The 19,167-nt window shown below is 27.4% G+C and carries 22 protein-coding genes; 2 read left to right on the top strand and 20 right to left on the bottom strand.

The window, feature by feature from the left end:
• Nucleotides 1-3: 3 nt before the first annotated feature.
• From I4U89_RS02130 to I4U89_RS02045, 18 genes are all read right to left on the bottom strand, one after another.
• The gene (locus I4U89_RS02130) at nt 4-1,344 is read right to left on the bottom strand and encodes a uracil-xanthine permease family protein (protein WP_330615511.1); all 1,341 of its coding nucleotides are present in this window, start codon (nt 1,342-1,344) and stop codon (nt 4-6) included.
• 196 nt (nt 1,345-1,540) lie between these two features.
• Nucleotides 1,541-2,710 (bottom strand): MFS transporter, encoded by a 1,170-nt coding sequence (locus I4U89_RS02125; RefSeq protein WP_330615529.1) that lies wholly within the window; start codon nt 2,708-2,710, stop codon nt 1,541-1,543.
• Between the two features lie 243 nt (nt 2,711-2,953).
• Nucleotides 2,954-3,103 (bottom strand): hypothetical protein, encoded by a 150-nt coding sequence (locus I4U89_RS02120; protein ID WP_195938024.1) that lies wholly within the window; start codon nt 3,101-3,103, stop codon nt 2,954-2,956.
• Between the two features lie 21 nt (nt 3,104-3,124).
• Complete coding sequence (locus I4U89_RS02115; protein WP_195938023.1) at nt 3,125-3,301, bottom strand: hypothetical protein; 177 nt, start codon at nt 3,299-3,301, stop codon at nt 3,125-3,127.
• A 195-nt stretch (nt 3,302-3,496) separates the two neighbouring features.
• Nucleotides 3,497-4,441, bottom strand: a complete 945-nt coding sequence (locus I4U89_RS02110; RefSeq protein ID WP_092926636.1) for an L-lactate dehydrogenase — start codon at nt 4,439-4,441, stop codon at nt 3,497-3,499.
• 208 nt (nt 4,442-4,649) lie between these two features.
• A complete protein-coding gene (locus I4U89_RS02105; protein ID WP_195938022.1) occupies nt 4,650-5,504 on the bottom strand; it encodes a DUF4438 domain-containing protein in 855 nt (284 codons plus the stop codon).
• Between the two features lie 228 nt (nt 5,505-5,732).
• On the bottom strand, nt 5,733-7,172 hold the full coding sequence (nagE, locus tag I4U89_RS02100; RefSeq protein WP_195938021.1) for an N-acetylglucosamine-specific PTS transporter subunit IIBC: 1,440 nt from the start codon (nt 7,170-7,172) through the stop codon (nt 5,733-5,735).
• A gap of 95 nt (nt 7,173-7,267) precedes the next feature.
• Nucleotides 7,268-7,756, bottom strand: coding sequence for a PTS sugar transporter subunit IIA (locus I4U89_RS02095; RefSeq protein WP_195938020.1), 489 nt, complete (start codon nt 7,754-7,756; stop codon nt 7,268-7,270).
• 220 nt (nt 7,757-7,976) lie between these two features.
• A complete protein-coding gene (locus I4U89_RS02090) occupies nt 7,977-8,573 on the bottom strand; it encodes a TIGR04100 family radical SAM protein (RefSeq protein ID WP_195938019.1) in 597 nt (198 codons plus the stop codon).
• A gap of 16 nt (nt 8,574-8,589) precedes the next feature.
• Complete coding sequence (locus tag I4U89_RS02085) at nt 8,590-9,111, bottom strand: TIGR04002 family protein (RefSeq protein ID WP_195938018.1); 522 nt, start codon at nt 9,109-9,111, stop codon at nt 8,590-8,592.
• A 157-nt stretch (nt 9,112-9,268) separates the two neighbouring features.
• The gene (locus I4U89_RS02080; protein WP_195938017.1) at nt 9,269-9,478 is read right to left on the bottom strand and encodes a hypothetical protein; all 210 of its coding nucleotides are present in this window, start codon (nt 9,476-9,478) and stop codon (nt 9,269-9,271) included.
• Nucleotides 9,479-9,774: 296 nt separating this feature from the next.
• Nucleotides 9,775-11,043, bottom strand: coding sequence for a sensor histidine kinase (locus I4U89_RS02075; RefSeq protein WP_195938016.1), 1,269 nt, complete (start codon nt 11,041-11,043; stop codon nt 9,775-9,777).
• On the bottom strand, nt 11,027-11,692 hold the full coding sequence (locus I4U89_RS02070) for a response regulator transcription factor (protein ID WP_195938015.1): 666 nt from the start codon (nt 11,690-11,692) through the stop codon (nt 11,027-11,029). The genes I4U89_RS02075 and I4U89_RS02070 overlap by 17 nt, the downstream gene beginning before the upstream one ends.
• A 135-nt stretch (nt 11,693-11,827) precedes the next feature.
• Nucleotides 11,828-12,037 (bottom strand): cold-shock protein, encoded by a 210-nt coding sequence (locus tag I4U89_RS02065; protein ID WP_092926654.1) that lies wholly within the window; start codon nt 12,035-12,037, stop codon nt 11,828-11,830.
• 125 nt (nt 12,038-12,162) lie between these two features.
• On the bottom strand, nt 12,163-14,658 hold the full coding sequence (locus tag I4U89_RS02060) for a heavy metal translocating P-type ATPase (protein WP_195938014.1): 2,496 nt from the start codon (nt 14,656-14,658) through the stop codon (nt 12,163-12,165).
• A gap of 286 nt (nt 14,659-14,944) precedes the next feature.
• A complete protein-coding gene (locus tag I4U89_RS02055; RefSeq protein ID WP_195938013.1) occupies nt 14,945-15,583 on the bottom strand; it encodes a hypothetical protein in 639 nt (212 codons plus the stop codon).
• On the bottom strand, nt 15,583-16,257 hold the full coding sequence (locus I4U89_RS02050) for a hypothetical protein (RefSeq protein WP_195938012.1): 675 nt from the start codon (nt 16,255-16,257) through the stop codon (nt 15,583-15,585). Before I4U89_RS02050 ends, I4U89_RS02055 begins: the two co-directional genes overlap by 1 nt.
• A gap of 125 nt (nt 16,258-16,382) precedes the next feature.
• Nucleotides 16,383-17,054, bottom strand: a complete 672-nt coding sequence (locus tag I4U89_RS02045; RefSeq protein WP_195938011.1) for a PspA/IM30 family protein — start codon at nt 17,052-17,054, stop codon at nt 16,383-16,385.
• Nucleotides 17,055-17,279: 225 nt separating this feature from the next.
• Between I4U89_RS02045 and I4U89_RS02040 the strand changes: the two genes are divergently transcribed.
• Nucleotides 17,280-17,804 carry a 2'-5' RNA ligase family protein gene (locus I4U89_RS02040; protein ID WP_195938010.1) on the top strand — a complete coding sequence of 175 codons (525 nt, stop codon included), beginning with the start codon at nt 17,280-17,282 and terminating at the stop codon, nt 17,802-17,804.
• Between the two features lie 8 nt (nt 17,805-17,812).
• Here I4U89_RS02040 and I4U89_RS02035 read toward each other — a convergent pair whose 3' ends face one another.
• Together I4U89_RS02035 and I4U89_RS02030 are read right to left on the bottom strand one after the other, a co-directional pair.
• Nucleotides 17,813-17,902: a M55 family metallopeptidase gene (locus I4U89_RS02035; protein ID WP_195938009.1), complete on the bottom strand. Its 90-nt coding sequence runs from the start codon at nt 17,900-17,902 to the stop codon at nt 17,813-17,815.
• Between the two features lie 90 nt (nt 17,903-17,992).
• Nucleotides 17,993-18,184: a DUF1450 domain-containing protein gene (locus tag I4U89_RS02030; RefSeq protein ID WP_195938008.1), complete on the bottom strand. Its 192-nt coding sequence runs from the start codon at nt 18,182-18,184 to the stop codon at nt 17,993-17,995.
• A 231-nt stretch (nt 18,185-18,415) separates the two neighbouring features.
• On the opposite strand from I4U89_RS02030, the gene I4U89_RS02025 reads away from it, so the two are divergent.
• On the top strand, nt 18,416-19,024 hold the full coding sequence (locus I4U89_RS02025) for an acetate uptake transporter (protein WP_195938007.1): 609 nt from the start codon (nt 18,416-18,418) through the stop codon (nt 19,022-19,024).
• The last annotated feature ends 143 nt before the right edge of the window (nt 19,025-19,167 follow it).

Raw genomic sequence — 19,167 nt, 5'->3', positions numbered from 1 at the left:
ATATTAAGATATTTGACCTTCTAATTTAACTTCTAATTCTACAGATTTTTCTTCTTTTGGAAGTACTATATTTAAAACTAATGCTATAATTGCAACTAATACAATTCCTGAATCCCCAAATATTAGTTGTATAGATTCTGGCATATTAGAAAGAACTCCTGGTACAAATGACAATCCAACTCCAACACCTAATGAAAGTGCTACTATTGTACTATTTCTATTATTAAGAGGCTCACTAGTTATAAGCTTTATCCCACTAACTGCAATCATTGCAAACATCATTACACTAGCCCCACCTAATACACTTGAAGGCATTAAAGATATTATCGCACCAAACTTTGGAAATACTGCTGCTAATATTAAAAATACTGCACCTGTTGCTACTACATTTATATTTATAACTTTAGTCATGGCTATAATCCCTACATTTTGCCCAAAAGCAGTATTTGGAAGTACACTAAATATTGCACCTATAGCACTTCCTATACCATCTGCCATAACCCCACCTGCTATTTCTTTATCAGTAGCATTTCTTCCTATACCTGAATGTGTTATTGATGTTATATTCCCGACTGTCTCAACTGCTGAAACTATATATACACAAGCTACTGCAAATATTGCGTCTAGACGAAACTCAAACCCAAATGTAAAAGGCATTGGAATAGATATCATAGACACCTGTGAAAGTTGTGAGAAATCTATCTTTCCCATTGCTATTGCTACTACATACCCAACTATAAGTCCTATAAGTATAGATGCTAAACTAGCTATTCCTTTAGTATATTGATTAAAAATTAATACAGTTAGTAAAACTACTGTCCCTAATATAAGGTTTGATACCGAACCAAAGTCACTAGATCCTACTCCACCTGCAAAATAATTTATACCTGTTGGAAGTAAAGATATCCCCATAGCTAAAACTACTGTTCCTGTTACTACTGGTGGGAAAAATTTTCTTAATTTTTTCATACTTTTCCCAAATATTACTTCTATAAGACCACCTACTAGACATGCTCCAAGTATTGCTTCATATCCGTACTTAACACCTATCGCTGTAAGTACTGGCACAAACCCAAAACTAGTTCCCATAACTATTGGCAATCTTGCTCCAAATGGACCAACTTTATAACATTGTATTAATGTTACTATTCCAGATACAAACATAGCACATTGTATTAAAGCAGTTTTATCAGCTAATGATAAATTAAGCGTATTTGAAATTATTATCAGCGGTGTAACATTTCCAACAAACATCGCAAGTATGTGCTGAAGACCTAAAGGTATAGCTTCTGTTAATTTGGGCTTCCCATCTAGTTGATAGATAACCGAACTTTGATTCATCATTTTTTATTTCCTCCCCTTATAAAACCGATTATTATTCCATAATTTTTTTTAATAATTCGTATTTATAGGTTTATTATAGCATAACAGAATTTTTTTTCAATAATTTATGAACTTTTTTTAAATTTTATCTATTTAAGTACGATTTAAAAAGTACTTTATTCTTAATATTCATATTAATTTCTATTTTTTATGCTAGTTATTCTTCATTTATTTCTAATTTAAGTTTTTTTAATGTTAAAAGCCCCAATGCTCCTATAAAAGATGCCAACATAACTACTATCCACCCTATAAATATAGAGCTTGAATCTATAATTTTACCCATTATCATAGGTCCCATTGCATATCCCATTCCAGTAATCAATGGTACTATAGAACTTATCCTTCCCCTATGAGATATAGGAGTATTGTTCGCTATAAAAGCCGAACTATTAATAGCTATTAAAACTTCTCCTATAGTTAATAATATTATTGCTAGGAAAAATAATGGCATTACTTTTGAAAAACTAACCACTAAAAAACATAACCCATATAAAATTCCTCCTATAGACATAACCTTCATAGATTTATATTTTTTAGTTTTACTAGTAAGTATAGGAGTTAATATAATTACTATAAATCCATTTAATCCTCCTAATAATCCATATAATCTTGCTCCATCATCTTTAAATATTTCTCCCATTTGAAGAGGAAGAGAAAATCCCCATTGAGAATATGAAAATTGATATAATAGCATTATAATAGGAAATGCTATTAGTATAGGTCTTTTTATTAATACTTTTAAAGTAGAAAAATCTTTATATTCATCATCATATATTTCTTTTGACTCTATTACATTGCTTTTTTTAATTTTTGTTGGCTCTTTTACATAAAATATAAATAGTGTTAGGGCTATTAAGGTAGTTATAGCATCTCCTATGAATATTAAAGATAAATAATCTTTATATAAAAATCCACCAAGTATTGGACCTATAGAAAAACCAATATTCACTCCCATATACAATAGTGAGTATGATTCTTTTCTATTTCCGTCATTAGTTAAGTCTGCATTTAACGCATCATAAGCAGGTGATGATATTGAATAAAAACATGATGATAATATCATTATCTTAGCTGTTAATACAGTAGTATCCATAAGTCCACATATAATTAACATAAGTGCGCCTAAAGCTTGAAATATTATTATAACTTTTCTTCTTCCAATCGTATCACTTAACTTTCCTCCAATTATCATACATGGAGCCTGAAATACTGCGAGCATTGTCACAAATTGACCGGCTTCAAAAGCTGACATTCCTATTTTTTGTGTAAGTATCAACGACATAAGAGGATGTACAAACGAACCTATACTATTTACTATTTTACCTATAAACAGTATATATATCTCTTTTGGGAGTCCTTTATATGTATTAAGTAATTTATTAATAATAATCCCCCCTAAACTTTATTACCCCATTCTTTAATAATTAATATTAGTGTTTTTATTTATATTTTTTAATAATTTATATATAACTACACTTAGTTAAATAATTTATTCAAATAAAATAGTAGGTTATTTAATATAAATATTAATTAACCTACTATTTTATAACTATATTATTTGGTTAGTAATTTAATTATCACTTGCTTTTTTATTATCGCCTTCTTTTTCTAATGAATTTATATTCTCAGCTATTTCTTTTATAGAGGAACTATTTGAAAGTATATATTTTGCATACTCAATTGCGTCTTTATAATGTCCATTTGAAAATTTATTCTCCATTAGTTTCCTCCTAAATTTAATTTAACATGGTGGGAAATGATGTTTTTTAGATAATCTTTCTCCTACTATGTCACTTATTTTTTTATTAGTACTTATTTCTTTTGCAATTTCCATTTTAGTTTTGTTTTCTTTTAATAACTTATCCATATATGGATTATTATCTGACCTTCCTTCATTTACTTTAACTTCTTTTTTCATAACTTATCCTTTCTTTTAAATAGTGTTTACTTTTAAGTTATCCATATATTAAAGTTTTATTATTATAAGTTTTTTTATATTTTAGATAAATTTGTTTAAACTAATACTATAAATATTTAACATACTATTACATAACTATAAATAATTAAAAGCGCTACTTAAAATTAAGTAGCGCTTTTAATTATTTATTTATATTTATAAGTCTAATTTTTTTATATTTTCTTTCATTATCTTTATAGAGTCATTTAATTTTTCTTTTTCTGTAGCATCAAGTGGTAAGTGTATAACTTCTCTTACTCCGTCTTTGTTTACTATACTTGGAACTGCTATATATACATCTTCATTGCCATATTCTCCATTTAAATATGATGATACTGTAAGTACTGTATTTTCATTTTCAAGTATAGCTTTAGTTATCTTAGTTAAAGCCATTCCTATACCATAGTATGTCGATTTTTTACAATCAATTATTTTATAGGCTATATTTCTAACTTCATCTTCTATTTTTTCTAAATCATCAAAGTCTATATTCTTATCTTTCCTTGATGCTATTTGATATATTGGTTGTAATCCACAAAGTGCATAACTCCAAGCTACAAATTGAGAATCTCCATGTTCACCCATTACATATGCATTTATATCTTTAGGATTTACATTTAATCTTTCACCTAATGTATATCTAAGTCTAGCTGAATCTAGTGTCGTTCCTGATCCTATGACTTTAGATTTGTCATAACCTGATAATTTCCATGATACGTAAGTCATTATATCAACAGGATTTGTAGCTATTAATAATATTCCTTTAAAACCAGTCTTTTTTATTTCACCTATTATAGACTTCATTATTTTTGTATTTTTATGTAATAAGTCTAATCTTGTTTCTCCTTCATTTTGTATAGCACCTGCTGTTATACATATTATGTAGGCATCACTACAATCACTATAATCCCCTGCATATATCTTCATTTTTCTTGGTGCAAAGCTAAGTCCATGATTTAAATCTATAGCTTCTCCTTCAGCTCTTTTTTTATCTAAATCTATAAGTACTAATTCTTCACATGTTCCTTGGTTTACCATTGAATAAGCATAGCTCATTCCCACCATTCCTGTTCCTACTATTACAACTTTACTTTTATTCATTTGGCCCCTCCTAGTTAGTCTTTTCATATTATATACCATTTTTTGCAAATTTTAAATCTTTAAAATTGTTTTTATAATAGATTTCACTTTTTTAGGTATACATATTCTCATATATTAAAATAAAATATTTATTTTTTAATAACTATAGATATACTTATTTTGACTTTAAAAAAGTAAGGTCTTCTATTTAAATAGAAGACCTTACTTTTTATTTCATATAATTTTTTATATTAGCATTTTCATCTATAATGCCTTCTATAGTGTCATCTTTACAAGTCATTATAACTGTCACCCCTGGTCCATGACCTGATTTCACACAATCACTATGAACTACAATTCCTATACTTACAGCACCTTTTAAATATCCTACACCATATGTGTTATCACAATCTTGAAGCAATACTAAATCTCCAAATCTTAATTTATCAAGTCCTAATCTTTTTATTTCTTCCATATCAGCTGTCATTATGTCATAATCACCGTCTGTAGCAGCACTTTTAGAACCTATACCAGACCCCATTAAATATGCTGGTACTATTCCCACAACATTAACTTTAAGTTTCCCGTTTTCTTCTTTTATGTTTAATTTTTCAAATAGATTAGGATCTATATTCATTATGTGTACATTTTCATAATTATTTAACTTAAGCCCTTGTCCATATGCTTTTACCATTATTTTATCATCAATTGCTAAATCTTCTAAAGTTTCCTCATCGAAATATATTAACACATGGTCTATACCTCCATGCATACCTGTTACATATCCCTTTTTGCCTTTAGCATCCCCTGATACTATTTTAGCTTCATTTCCAATACATGCAAATGTCATTAATGCTGCATTTTCTGAACTATTTTCATTTCTTATAGATACACCTGGTTCTACATGGTCACCTGCCCAATTAAAAACACTATCACCAACAGATACATTATATGATATTCCGCCTGTTGCTGGAAGTATCATAGGTTTTCCATCATGACTTATTCTATAATTTCCACCTATTGGATGATGAATTTTACCTTGTACTGACCATTTAACTACATGTTCTTTATTAGTATTTAACATATATCCCCCTCCTATTTTTAGATAATTTTTTTATTTTCATTTATTTTATATTATAGCTATATTTTGGTAAAAGTTGAACAACAAAAATTTACTTTACTCATACTACTGACACTTTTTCTTAGTATTCACTTAGAACAACATTTATTTAAATTCTCTAAAATGAACAGAATTTAAAATTTACTGTATTATAAAATAAGGATATCTAAGTTTAGATATCCTTATTATTTTCTATTTTTTAAGACTTTCATTTATTCCATCAGCTACGAATTCAACTTTTGTACCAACTATAACCTGAGCGCTAGTCTTGTTTAATTTGACAACACCTTTTGCTCCTAATGATTTTAAACCTTTTTCATTCATTTTATTAGTATCAACTAATTCTAATCTTAAACGAGTTGCGCAATTTTCAACCTTAATTATATTCTCATCTCCACCTAGATATTCTATATATCTTCTAGATATTTTATCTTCACTAGTTACTGCTACTTCACTATTTTGTATTGGATTTGAACTAAGTTCATCATCATCTTCTCTACCTGGAGTTGGTAAGTCTAGCTTAACTATTAAAAAGTAAAATGCTACAAAGTATAAAGCACCAATTCCAAGCCCTACTAATAATATATATATTGGATTAGTAGCTAAGTTAAAGTTTAGTAAATAATCTATCGCTCCTGCTGAAAATGTAAACCCATGAAGGACTCCTAGAGAATCTGTAATAAACATAGATATTGCTGTAAGTACTGCATGTGCTACTAATAATGCTGGTGATAAAAATATAAATAAAAATTCAAGTGGCTCTGTAACACCTGTTAATAAAGCTGTAAGCCCTAAAGATAAAAGCATACCTGCTACTGCTTTTTTCTTTTCTTTCTTAGCTGCACAGTATATAGCAAATGCTATTGCTGGTAAACCAAACATCATTACTGGGAAAAATCCTGCCATAAAGTGTCCTGCTGTAGGATCTCCTGCAAAGAATCTGTTTAAATCTCCTGTTGTCCCATTAAAATTTCCTAATTGGAACCAAAAGAATGAATTAAATACATGATGAAGTCCCATTGGTATTAATAGACGATTAAAGAATCCATATAATGCTGCTCCCATAGCTCCAAATCCTGCTATAGTTGCTGATATATTTCCTAAAAAAGCTTGAATGCTAGGCCAAACTATAGCTAAAGGTATAGCTACTATAGCTGATATTAATCCAGACATTATAGGAACTGCTCTTCTACCGCCAAAGAATGCTAAAAACTCTGGTAATTGAACTTTTCTATATTTATTATATGATAATCCACCTATTAAACCTGCTAGTATACCACCTAAAAATGATATATTTAATGTTGATGCTACTTCTGGTGCAAAATTCATACCCCAATATTTAGTAGTAACATTAGTTAATGTTAAATAAGATATAACACCTGCTAAAGCTGATGCACCATTTTGATCATCAGATAAACCAACTGCAACCCCTAGTGCAAATAATAATGGTAAATTGTCAAATAATGCAGACCCTGCCGCTCCAAAAAATGGAAGTATTTGAGACATGAATGGCACTACATGTAATGCTTTTATTACATCCGGTTGTCCAATTCTTAGCATAATACCTGCTATTGGCAGCGCTGCTATAGGTAACATAAGTGATTTACCTATACGCTGTAAAAATTTAAGCATATAATTTCCTCCTGTTGATGTCATTATTTGTTTTAATTTAATTTTATTACATATAAAAAGTCTTTAGATATATCTAAAGACCCCCTATTTGTTAGTTATTTAACTATTTCTATTCTATTTTCCTCTTTAGCTTCTACAGCACCTGTTACAACCTTTACAGACTGCCCATCTTCTAAACTAGTAAATATTATAGGACTTATATCCGATGTTGCATTATTCTTTATAAAGTCAACATCCATCTTCATTATTTTATCTCCTGCTTTAACTCTATCTCCAACATTTGTGAATATTTCAAAACCTTTACCTTTTAAATTTACTGTATCTATTCCTAAATGTATAAGTAACTCTAAACCATCATCAGTTTTTAACCCCATAGCATGTTTAGTATCAAATATCATTTCAACTGTTGCATCTACTGGTGATACTATAACCCCATCATTTGACTTTATAGCAAATCCATCTCCCATAATCTTGTTAGAAAATACCTCATCTGGTACACATGATAACTCTAATATTTCTCCATTTGTAGGTGCTAATATAATATTGCTTTTATTTTTCTTTTTGAAGATATCAAATATTCCCATTGTTCTTTGCTCCTGTTCTTTTGTTAATTTAATTTTCTTTTCAGTTGTAGTTTACCATAAATCTCGTCAAATTTTGCACTTTTTTTGTAAATTTTTATTTTTTAGAAACCATTTCCTAGTGAATTTAAATTTATATTTTAATACTTATTTATTATTATATATATTAAAAGCTATAAAAACAAATTTGTTTTTATAGCTTTTAATATATACTCTAAGTATCTTAGTTTTTATTTCTTACTTTTAAATCTATTCCAAGCTCATTTGCTAATACTTTTGACATTTCTATTTCTTCTTGTGATATTTCATCTACAACGGAAAAAACTACTTCACTTATATATTCTTTACATTCTTTTGCAAAATTTATCATATATTCAAATGATACTTCCCCATATTTAGGTCTTGTAACTCTTGTATAAACATCTTTATTTGGGGCATTTAAGCTAATTGATATAGAATCTATATTATCCTTTAATAGGATTGCTGTTTTCTTTTTATGAATCAAATCACTTAAACCATTGGTATTAACCCTAACTTTTACATTACTTTTTTCTTTTATAAAATTACTAATTTCTATTACTTCATCTAATCTAACTAAAGGTTCTCCATACCCACAAAATACAACTTCATTATAATCACTTAAATTATAATTTTTAAATGCTTCTTTTATTTCGTCAATACTTGGTTCATGTTCTAGCCATAAATTCCCACTTTTTTCAATTTCATCTTTCTCATCCCTTATACAAAATATACATCTACATGGACATTTATTAGTCAAGTTTACATAAAGGCTATCATCTATTGTGTATAATATATTCATCTCTATCTCCTTTTTATTAAAATTTTTTCTTTATTTCTAATTTATCAAAAGTACTTCCTATTAATAAAAATACTATAAAACTTCCTATTGGTTGTACAAAACCTACAAGAGACAATACAAATGCACCTACAAATGTACCTGATATAATTCCCCCTGCTATCATATATAAAAACCATCCTACAAATCCTGCAATAAAGCTACCCACTATATTTCTTTTAGTTATTATTTTTTCGCTATTTGAACTTATAAATAATACTAATATTGGCTTTATTATTATTGTTGGTATTACCCATATAGCCGCACCACTAACTAAATCTGCCATTCCAGCTCCTATTGCTGCACAAATCATTGCGTAAGGAGTAGGAAGTATCGCTGCTGCTAAATATATAAATGAATCTCCTATGTGAACATATCCTCCATTAACTCCTACTGGAATATGTAATATATATGCTGTTGTCAAACAAACTAATGCGGCAAATAAAGATGCTGTCACTAAATATTTTGTTTTAGTTTTACTTACTTCATTTACTCTATCCATAGTTATTCCTCCATTTTTAATGAATCCTAATTAAATATTACTATCTAACCAATACAATTTCTATATATTAATATTAAATATATAATAAATATAAAATGTAATGATACAATTTTATTTAAATATTAAAAGAGCTAAATAATTTAGCTCTTTTAGGTATTTATTTATGTTCTTTTTCCATTTGTTTTTTTAAATTTTTAGCAAATTTTTTTTCTTTATATCTTTCCATTCCATCTTCTACTTGGTTTCCCATATTAGCCATAAATCCTAATACATTTTCTTTTACATCTTCTGCTTTTTCTTTAGCTCCATCAAGTCCTTTTTCCATATCATTTTTCATATTATTCATATAATTTTTCATAGTAGTCATATATACCCTCCTTTATTTATTTTATTTTTTGCATTTTATTAAAAATTATTACTTTCTTTTTTAACACAAAACCTAATTTATTATTTTATGAATTATATATTTTGCTTAAAATAAAAAATATCCCCTATATAAAATATAGGGGATATAAATAATGGCAACCCATAGGAGGATGTGAGGGAGTGTTGCCATTATTATAGGGTATTATATTATGGTTTTTAAGCTAGTCTTTCTATACTTATATATTAACTTTTTAATATGAATTTAATATGAGTTTTAAGTGAATGAACTTTGAAAGTTTAATTAAACTCTATAGTAAATATTACTGAATTTTCTTTATTTTTTATGTTATGTTTAAATCCATGACTTTGAAGTATCTTACTAACTAAATACAACCCTAATCCACTTCCTCCAGTTTTTCTAGATCTTGATTTTTCTACTCTAAAAAATGGCTTAAATATCTCATTTAGATGTTTTTTATCTATAGTAATTCCTGTATTTTCTACTTCTAAGTATATTTTTGAATCAGTTTTTCTTCTGGAAAGCTTTACACTTTTAGTATAAAGCTTTACTATTATAGTTTCTTTATTTGGCGAATATTTTATAGCATTGTTTATTATATTACTTATTGCTTTTTTTATTCTATCTTCATCACATTTTATATACAAATCTTTTTCTATATCTATTACTGTATTTAAATTTTTATCTTCTATTAAAAATGCTTGTCTTTTTATTATATTTTCAACCATATTGCTTAAATTAACAGTATCTAAACTTAAATCAGTTTCTAGTATTTCACATTTTGATACTTCTATCATCTCATTTACCAGTTCTTTTAACTCTTGTGTAGTATCATATGATTTTTCTAAATATAAATCTCTATCTTTATATTTCCCTATATTATAAATCATACCTTCTAGCTGTCCACTTATTATCGTTATTGGCGTTTTTAGTTCATGAGATATAGTAGCTATAAATTCTTTTCTTTTATTTTCGGCTTCTCTTTCAGTTTCTATTATATCTATTAAAGGTTTTGTTATTACTTTTGTATATATGTATGCACCTATTATAGCTATTAATATAGCTACCCCTATAATATATGGCATAAGATTTCTTATAACCTCAGTAGCTTCATCTATAGGTTGAAGCGGCATTACTATACTTAAATTATATGGGAGTATTGAATCTTTAGTATATATAGTAATATTCTTAGGGTATTCTCTACTATTATTTATTACATATTTACTATGATTAAGTATTAATAATTCTGTTCTACCATAAATTCTTCTTCCACTTTGATTAGTTAAAAGAACAGATAGATTTTGACTCGCTTCTAGTTGATGTAGCTTCTCTTTTAATTCATCTGTTGTATAAAATACTGATTCTTTCTTAAGACTTGCTACACTTTTTTCGAAATTCCCTATTTTATACTCATAATAATATGTTGGTAATAAAAAATATAAGATTAGGTATATTATTATAGCTAATGCTAGTAATAACCCTGTTGTTATTGTAAATAGTTTATACTTTATATTTAATTTTTCCCACTTACTAAATATCTTTTTCAAGAGTATATCCTATACCTTTTACTGTTTTTATATATGGTAGTACTATTTTTTTTCTTATATTTTTTATATGTGCATCAACTATTCTTGTATCTCCATAATAGTCATATCCCCATATACTATCTAATAAACTTTCTCTAGTTACTACTTGTGGATATTTTTCTATTAAAGTTTTAAGTATATTAAACTCCTTTAAAGTAAGTTCTATAGTATCTTCTTTTATTTGCGCTGTATACGTATTTAAATCTAGCTTTAAATCTTCAAAGATTAAAGAGTCGCTACTAGTTTGTGATGTCCTTCTAAGCACTGCTTCTACTCTTTTTATAAGTAACTTAAATGAAAAAGGCTTTGTTATATAATCATCACACTCTAAATCAAACCCTTTTATCTGGTCTGATTCTTCAGTTAATGCTGTTAAAAATATTATAGGTACATTTGAGTTTTTTCTAATCATTTTACATACTGAATGTCCATCTAAGTTTGGCATCATAATGTCAAGTATTATTAAGTCATACTCTTTTTCCTTAAACTTTTTTATACCTTCTACTCCATCATTAGCTGAGTCTATTTTATATCCCTTAGAACCTAAAAACTCAACTATAAGTTCTTGTATATCTGAATCATCTTCGATAACTAATATAGATTCACTCATTTTATCAACTCCATTTGATCTTTATTTATATTTAATTTTATCATAATTAATTTATAACTATATGAATTTTTTATGAAGTATATAATTTTTACCGTAATTAAAAATAAGGAACTATCAATTGATAGTTCCTTATTTTTATAGTTTGTGTACATTTATAGCTGACATTCCTTTTGGAGCCTCTACCATATCAAAGCTAACTTCTTCACCTTCATGCAAATTCTTTTCATCATTTTCTTCTTTTATATTTGTAAAGTGAACAAATACGTCTTCACCAGTATCACAAGTTATAAATCCATATCCTTTTACACTATTAAACCACTTTACTACACCGTTGAACTTTGCCATTTTGTCTACTCCTTTAATATTGTTTTAATTAATAATATTATTTCTTTACTTATATATTTTATACTATTTAACTCTTTAAAGTTAATCTACAAACTAAAAAGAGTTACTCAAAGTAACTCTTTTTATTATTTATATGTTTTAAAATTTTTTAGTCTAAGTGCATTACTTACTACTGATACTGAACTTAAACTCATAGCAGCTGCTGCAAACATTGGATTTAATAGTGGTCCACCAAATATATAAAGTAATCCTGCTGCTATTGGTATTCCTATTGTATTATATCCAAATGCCCAGAATAAGTTTTGTTTTATATTCTTAATTGTCTCATTACTTAATTTTATTGCATTACATACATCCATTAAATCACTTTTCATTAAAACAATATCTGCAGATTCCATAGCCACATCTGTTCCATTTCCTATAGCTATACCTACGTTAGCTTGTGCTAGTGCCGGTGCATCATTTATACCATCTCCAACCATGGCTACAAACTTACCTTCATTTTGAAGATTTTTAACTACATTTGATTTATCTTGAGGTAATACTTCTGATACCACTATATCTATTCCAACTTCTCTAGCTATAGCATCAGCAGTCTTTTTATTATCTCCTGTTACCATAGCTACTTTTATTCCCATTTCATGTAGTTTTTCTACTGCTTTTTTACTATTTTCTTTAACAGTATCAGCTACTGCTATTATTCCAGCTATATTATTTTCTATAGCTATATACATAGGTGTTTTTCCTTCTTGTGCTAACTTATCAGATTTTTTATGTAGAGATTCTAGACTTATATCTCTACTTTCCATTAATCTTTTATTACCAAGTAATATGTTTTTATTATCTATCTTTACTTCTATACCATGTCCTGGTATAGCTTTAAAGTTTTTGACTTCTATAAATTTAATTCCTATTTCTTCACCATATTTGACTATAGCCTCCCCTAATGGATGTTCTGATGTTTTTTCTGCACTTGCTGCTATTTGTATTATATATTTTTCATCTACATCATCACTTACTATAACATCTGTAACTTTTGGCTTACCTTCAGTTATAGTTCCCGTTTTATCAAATATTACAGTATCTACTTTATGTGCAAGTTCTAAGGCTTCTCCACCTTTTATAAGTATTCCATTTTCTGCCCCTTTTCCTGTACCAACCATTATAGCTGTTGGTGTTGCAAGTCCTAATGCACATGGACAAGCTATAACTAATACAGATATAAATATTGTTAATACAAACTCTAAATCTTTATTTCCAAATAAAGCCCACGATATTGCTGATACTATAGCTATTCCTATAACAACTGGCACAAAATATCCTGATACAGTATCTGCAAGTTTTGCAATTGGTGCTTTTTTACCCTGTGCATCTTCCACTAATTTTATAATTTGAGATAAGGCTGTATCACTACCTACTTTTTCTGCTTTAAATTTTATACTTCCATGTTTATTTATACTAGCTCCAGTTACCTTATCTCCAATATTTTTTTCAACAGGTATACTTTCTCCTGTAAGCATTGATTCATCTACTGATGTAGTACCATCTACCACAACACCATCTACTGGTATTTTGCTACCTGGTTTTACTATTATTATATCTCCAACTTCAACTTCATCTATTGGTACTTCTATTTCTTTATCACCTTTTAATATAAGTGCTGTTTTTGGTTGAAGTCCCATAAGTTTTTTTATTGCTTCACTAGTTTTTCCTTTTGATCTTGATTCTAAATATTTCCCAAGTAATATTAAGGCAATTATTATTCCCGCACTTTCATAATATAACTGATGATGTCCATGAGACATTTGCCCACTATAAGTTGCTATTTTAAATGTTGTGTATACACTATATAAAAATGCAGCTGATGTACCTATTGCAACTAAAGAATCCATATTAGGACTTTTTGTTAGTAATGCTTTAAATCCATTTACATAGAATTTGTACCCAGCTCCCATTACAGGTATAACAAGTAACATTTGAATTAGTGCATAATTTAAAGGGTTTGTGTTAGGATTTATTATGCTTGGTACTGGTAATGGACCAAAAGGTTTTGTTATCATAGGCCCCATTGCTATATAAAATAGTGGTATAGAAAATCCTACAGCTATTATAAACTTAGTAAATAAAGTTTTCATTTCTTTTTCTTTTCTTAATTTATCTTCATCTATTTGATTTTTATCTTTATTATTCTCTAATACTTCATATCCTGACTTTTTAATGGCTTCTTCTAACTTAGGTAATTTAATCTTACTTGGATCATAACTTATTGATGCTATTTCTGTAGCTATATTCACACTTGAACTTTCTACTCCATCTAATTTCTTAGTAGCTCTTTCAACAGCTTTGGCACATGCTGCGCATGTCATTCCGCCGATTTTCAAATCAACTTTTTTGTATGTTGTATCTTCTAATATATCATATCCTGCTTTTTGTATAGCTTTTTTTAAATCTTCAAAACCGACCTTACTTTCATCGTATACTATTTCTAACTTTTCTGTCACCATGTTTATACTCTGACTTTGTACTCCATCTAGCTTTTTGACGGCTCTTTCAACAGCTTTGGCACATGCTGCACAAGTCATTCCTGTGACTTCATACGTTTTTTTAATTATATTATCCATGTCATTTAGCTCCTTTATTTTTAATTATATTCCTTCTATACCCCCTGTAGGTATGTCAAAACATTTTTTTGCAAATCTATAAAATTTTAAGTGCTAATACTTAGCAAATAAAAAATATACTTACTCAATGTCTCAACGATTTCCTCTGCTATTTAAAATGTCCATTTTATATTTTATAACCTATTTTTTATCAATACCTTTATACTTAATATAATTACTTATCTTTAAAAAAATAACCCATGTATAGATTTCTTATCTACCATAGGTTATTTTTTCTTTGATAATATTAATCTCTGTCTCTTCTATTTCTTATAAAATCTATTGCTATATATAACACTACTATTATAGTCAATATAACTACTAACTTTACTATCCAAGAACTCATTGAAAAACTATAAAACATTCTTCCAAAAGGATTAAATCCTCCGCTATAATATCCTCCTCCAAATATAGGTCTACTTGATTTAGGCTCATCATAGTCATAATATTTCTTATTGGTATTAGAATTATTTTCATTACTTTCATTTTTAGGCTTTGTAGAAAAACTTCCTGAATCTGGTTTTATAGTACTATTTGATTTATTGTTTGTTTTACTGTCTATATTACTATTATCACTTGGCTTAGTTGTAAATCCTCCTGAATCTGGCTTTATAGTACTTTGTGATTTGCTACTTTTACTGCTTTTTAAGTTACTACTTGGTTTACTAGAAAAACTCCCAGAACTTGGCTTTATGGTCTTGGGCTTAGAATAACTTTTGCTAGAACTACTTGAATGAAAAGAACTTCTAGTTCTTGAGTAGGCCACTTCACCTAAATCTTTCCCATAGGCCTCTGATTTTATCATTGATAGTGAATTAAATGTAACTAAAAACGTAAATAAAGCTACTAATAATAGGGGAAATAATTTTAACTTATTCTTCTTCACTATACTGTAAGCCCTAGTTCTATAAATTTATTATTAAGTCTTATAAGTTCATCTTGACTATCATCAATTATTACAGAATCATAACTTTCTTCCCCTTTAAACTTAGAGTATCTTAATAAGTGTTGATTATCATAATCTTTTGAATCAATTAAATATACATATCTAAATATATTATTATCACTTTTTTCTATTAAGTATCCTGCTACATTAAATATTATTTCTTTGTTACCATCGTATAAAGTCACCGTTTCTTTTGTTTTAGTAAATGCATCAGTTTTTTTATCACATCCATATACATATTCTTCTTCTCTGCAATTTAAACAAGAATTGACCATGCAATTTGATACACAATTTATACACTTACATTTACTACACTTTTGAAGTTTATCTATATCTCTTTTTTTGTCTATAGTTAAATAATTATTAATTTTTGACTCTACATCCTCACTTTTGTTAAATAATTTTTTAAAAAAGCCTTTATCTTTTTTACTTTCACTTTCTAATCTATCTAAAAAGTCCATATAATCTTTTAATGTTTCAACTTTATTTATAAATGTTCTTTTGTTTAGTTCATTTTCATCTAACATTTGTCTTAAATCATCATAAGAAAACATTATATCTGAGTAAATCTTTTTATATTTGTCTTTTTCGCTTTGTATTATTTCATTTGCCATAACCTTGCACCCCTTACATTAACTAATAAAAAAAAATTTGCTTCGTCTATATAACCAACTTTTATGATTTGGTATTTAAACGAAGCATTCATTTACAAATATTTAAATAGACTAATTTAACCTACTTATTTTTTCATTTGTTCTTTTATTCTTTCTAATTCTTTAGCTACTTCATCATCAACTGATGGAGAACTACTTATATATTCATCTAAAAGTTCATCTTCGTCTTTAGGTTTTAAATCTTCTAATGCTTTACCATAACTTTCCTTTTGAGCAACTTTCTTTTCTAGTTCATCTAAGTTTATACCATGATCATCATTTAAACCAGCTAATGTCTCATTTATATCATTATTTATTTCAGCAACATCAAGTCTTGTAGCTAATTCTTGTTTTTTAGATTTCATTTTAGATATTTCTATTTCTAAGTCTGATATTTTATTTTTTACAAGTTGTATTTTCTCATCTTGTTCTTTTATCCTAGCTTCTGTTTGAGTTAATTTTCCTTGAAGCTCTAATTTTTGTTTTACAAAGTTTTGAGCTTTGTCATTATCTTCCTTTTGTATAGCAACTTTAGTGGCTTCTTCATATTTATCTATTTTTTCTTGTATATCTTTTTTCTCGTTTCTTATTCCATCTACCGATGCTATAAAGTTTGCACATTGTTTTTTAGCATCTTGTAATAACTTTTCTTTTTTAGTTATAGATAGTTCTAACATCTCAATTGGATTTTCATGCTTATCTAACGCTTTGTTAGCCTTTGCATCCACTATATTTTTTAGTCTTTTAAAAAAGCTCATTTTTCATCCCATCCTTTTATTATTGTGATTATACATTGATAATCATAACCTTATAATATATTGTATATTTATATATAGCATGTGTCTATACTATAATTGGTATAAATACTGTAACCTTTTAACTTAATATATAAATATATGTTATATTTCATTTTATAATATTTATATGAATTCTTTATGAAATATTTGTTAAAAATTAGTATAAATATACTTGGAGGTAAACATTTGAGATACGTAATAGTTAGTGTTTTAAAAAAAGATGCAGGCAAATTTAACAACACTTTAAGGAAAGATGTCTTTGATAAGTTTGGTGTGAAATCTTCTAAACTTCCTGCTCACTTTACTATAAAATCCCCTTTTGAAAGTGATGATATTTCGCAATTAGAAAAAATATTAAATATATTTTCTAATTCTAATAATGCTACACCTTATGAAATACATGGATTTGATCATTTTGATGATCGAGTTATATATATGAAAGTTTTTATGAGTAATGAAGCTAAATTTGTTCATGATAAACTTATAGATGAACTTTCTTCTATAAACTACATAAAATTTGATAGCCACGATGGTAAGAATAAAATATTTCATGTTACAATAAGTTCTAAAAAAATAAGAAGTAAGTTTAATGAACTGTGGGATTATGTAAATAATATACCTTGTGATTTCTATTGCAGTTTTGATAATATCTCGATATATAAATGGGTAGATAATAATTGGGTACTTCACAAAGAATATATTCTCAAATAAATCTATCTTTATATACATGAGTTTATACTTATATCAACTTCCTCTCTATCTACCACCCCACAAGTTCCTTCAATATCTGCATTTATAAAAACTTTCATATTATCGTAACTAATATTATATAATATTAATGAAATACTTCTATAAAAAATACCATGATAAAATCATGGTATTTTTTATAGAAGTATTTTTTATTTTTTTATCATATCAAATAGCTCTTTTTCTGTTTGCTTTATAACAAGATTTCCATCAATCTTAGCTACAGCTTCTTTTGAATACATTCTACAAGCACCTATACATCCTGTACTTACATTTTCTTCTCCAGCTATTTCTTTTAATTTATTAACATCAACGTTTGAACAATATGGACATACTCTAACCATTTTCATTCTCCTTCTTTAATTAATTATTTTAAATTATTATTACCCTATAAAAATATACAGTAAACATTCGTATATTTTTATAAATTTTATTCAATTTGAATTTTTTTGAATTTTCTCTTGCATTTTTGTCAATAAAGATGTTATTATAGTTTAGTCTTTGTTATGAATAAAGTATATTGTATACAAAGATGAACTTATATAAATTATAAATAAATTTTTTTGGAGGCAATCATGAACGAAACTAAAGTTAAAGTTGTAACTGCTGATCCTTCAGCATTAGGGCTTTTTGGATTAGCAATGATAACATTAGTTGCATCATCTCAAAAGTTAGGATTAACTTCTGGTGTATCTTTTGTTATACCATGGGCAATATTTTTAGGAGCATCTGCCCAATTAATGGCAAGTATAAACGATTTTAAACATAACAATACATTTGGAGCTACTGCATTTGGTGGATATGCATTTTTCTGGTACTCAGTTGGATTAGTATGGTTAATTCAAAATGGAGTATTTGGACAAGCTTTAGCTTCTACTATAGATGTTAAGCAATTAGGTTTTGCATACTTAGGTTACCTAATATTTACTTTATATATGACTATAGGTGCAATGGAGACACATAAAGTATTATTTATAATATTTGTACTTATAGACTGCTTATTTATAGGGCTTACTTTAAGTTCATTCGGTATAATGTCAGAAGCAACTCATACATTTGCTGCATACTCAGAAATGCTTATAGCAGTATTCTCATTCTATGGTTCTGCTGCTTCAGTACTGAATGCTCATTTTGGAAGAGAATTTTTACCTGTTGGTAAGCCATTTGGAATATTCAAAAAATAATTTAATATTAAATAAGTTTTTTCAATTTATATTATAATAATTTTTAGACATTTTTTAGACATTAAAATCCTACCTATATAAATAGGTAGGATTTTTTCATTTAATTAATATTTTTTATTATATTTTTTAATTTTTTCATCTTT

The organism is Romboutsia sp. 1001713B170131_170501_G6 (genome assembly GCF_015668195.1).
Classification (GTDB): domain Bacteria; phylum Bacillota; class Clostridia; order Peptostreptococcales; family Peptostreptococcaceae; genus Romboutsia_C.
Note: the sequence above shows the minus strand (reverse complement) of the source record. Positions and strands in the feature narration are given on the sequence as shown.

Coding starts and splice junctions, on each gene's coding strand:
- I4U89_RS02130 (WP_330615511.1), bottom strand. CDS start 1,344: ATGATGAATCAAAGTTCGGTTATCTATCAACTAGATGGGAAGCCCAAA.
- I4U89_RS02120 (WP_195938024.1), bottom strand. CDS start 3,103: ATGGAGAATAAATTTTCAAATGGACATTATAAAGACGCAATTGAGTAT.
- I4U89_RS02115 (WP_195938023.1), bottom strand. CDS start 3,301: ATGAAAAAAGAAGTTAAAGTAAATGAAGGAAGGTCAGATAATAATCCA.
- I4U89_RS02110 (WP_092926636.1), bottom strand. CDS start 4,441: ATGAATAAAAGTAAAGTTGTAATAGTAGGAACAGGAATGGTGGGAATG.
- I4U89_RS02105 (WP_195938022.1), bottom strand. CDS start 5,504: ATGTTAAATACTAATAAAGAACATGTAGTTAAATGGTCAGTACAAGGT.
- nagE (WP_195938021.1), bottom strand. CDS start 7,172: ATGCTTAAATTTTTACAGCGTATAGGTAAATCACTTATGTTACCTATA.
- I4U89_RS02095 (WP_195938020.1), bottom strand. CDS start 7,756: ATGGGAATATTTGATATCTTCAAAAAGAAAAATAAAAGCAATATTATA.
- I4U89_RS02090 (WP_195938019.1), bottom strand. CDS start 8,573: ATGAATATATTATACACAATAGATGATAGCCTTTATGTAAACTTGACT.
- I4U89_RS02085 (WP_195938018.1), bottom strand. CDS start 9,111: ATGGATAGAGTAAATGAAGTAAGTAAAACTAAAACAAAATATTTAGTG.
- I4U89_RS02080 (WP_195938017.1), bottom strand. CDS start 9,478: ATGACTACTATGAAAAATTATATGAATAATATGAAAAATGATATGGAA.
- I4U89_RS02070 (WP_195938015.1), bottom strand. CDS start 11,692: ATGAGTGAATCTATATTAGTTATCGAAGATGATTCAGATATACAAGAA.
- I4U89_RS02065 (WP_092926654.1), bottom strand. CDS start 12,037: ATGGCAAAGTTCAACGGTGTAGTAAAGTGGTTTAATAGTGTAAAAGGA.
- I4U89_RS02060 (WP_195938014.1), bottom strand. CDS start 14,658: ATGGATAATATAATTAAAAAAACGTATGAAGTCACAGGAATGACTTGT.
- I4U89_RS02050 (WP_195938012.1), bottom strand. CDS start 16,257: ATGGCAAATGAAATAATACAAAGCGAAAAAGACAAATATAAAAAGATT.
- I4U89_RS02045 (WP_195938011.1), bottom strand. CDS start 17,054: ATGAGCTTTTTTAAAAGACTAAAAAATATAGTGGATGCAAAGGCTAAC.
- I4U89_RS02035 (WP_195938009.1), bottom strand. CDS start 17,902: ATGAAAGTTTTTATAAATGCAGATATTGAAGGAACTTGTGGGGTGGTA.
- I4U89_RS02030 (WP_195938008.1), bottom strand. CDS start 18,184: ATGGTTAGAGTATGTCCATATTGTTCAAACGTTGATGTTAATAAATTA.
- I4U89_RS02025 (WP_195938007.1), top strand. CDS start 18,416: ATGAACGAAACTAAAGTTAAAGTTGTAACTGCTGATCCTTCAGCATTA.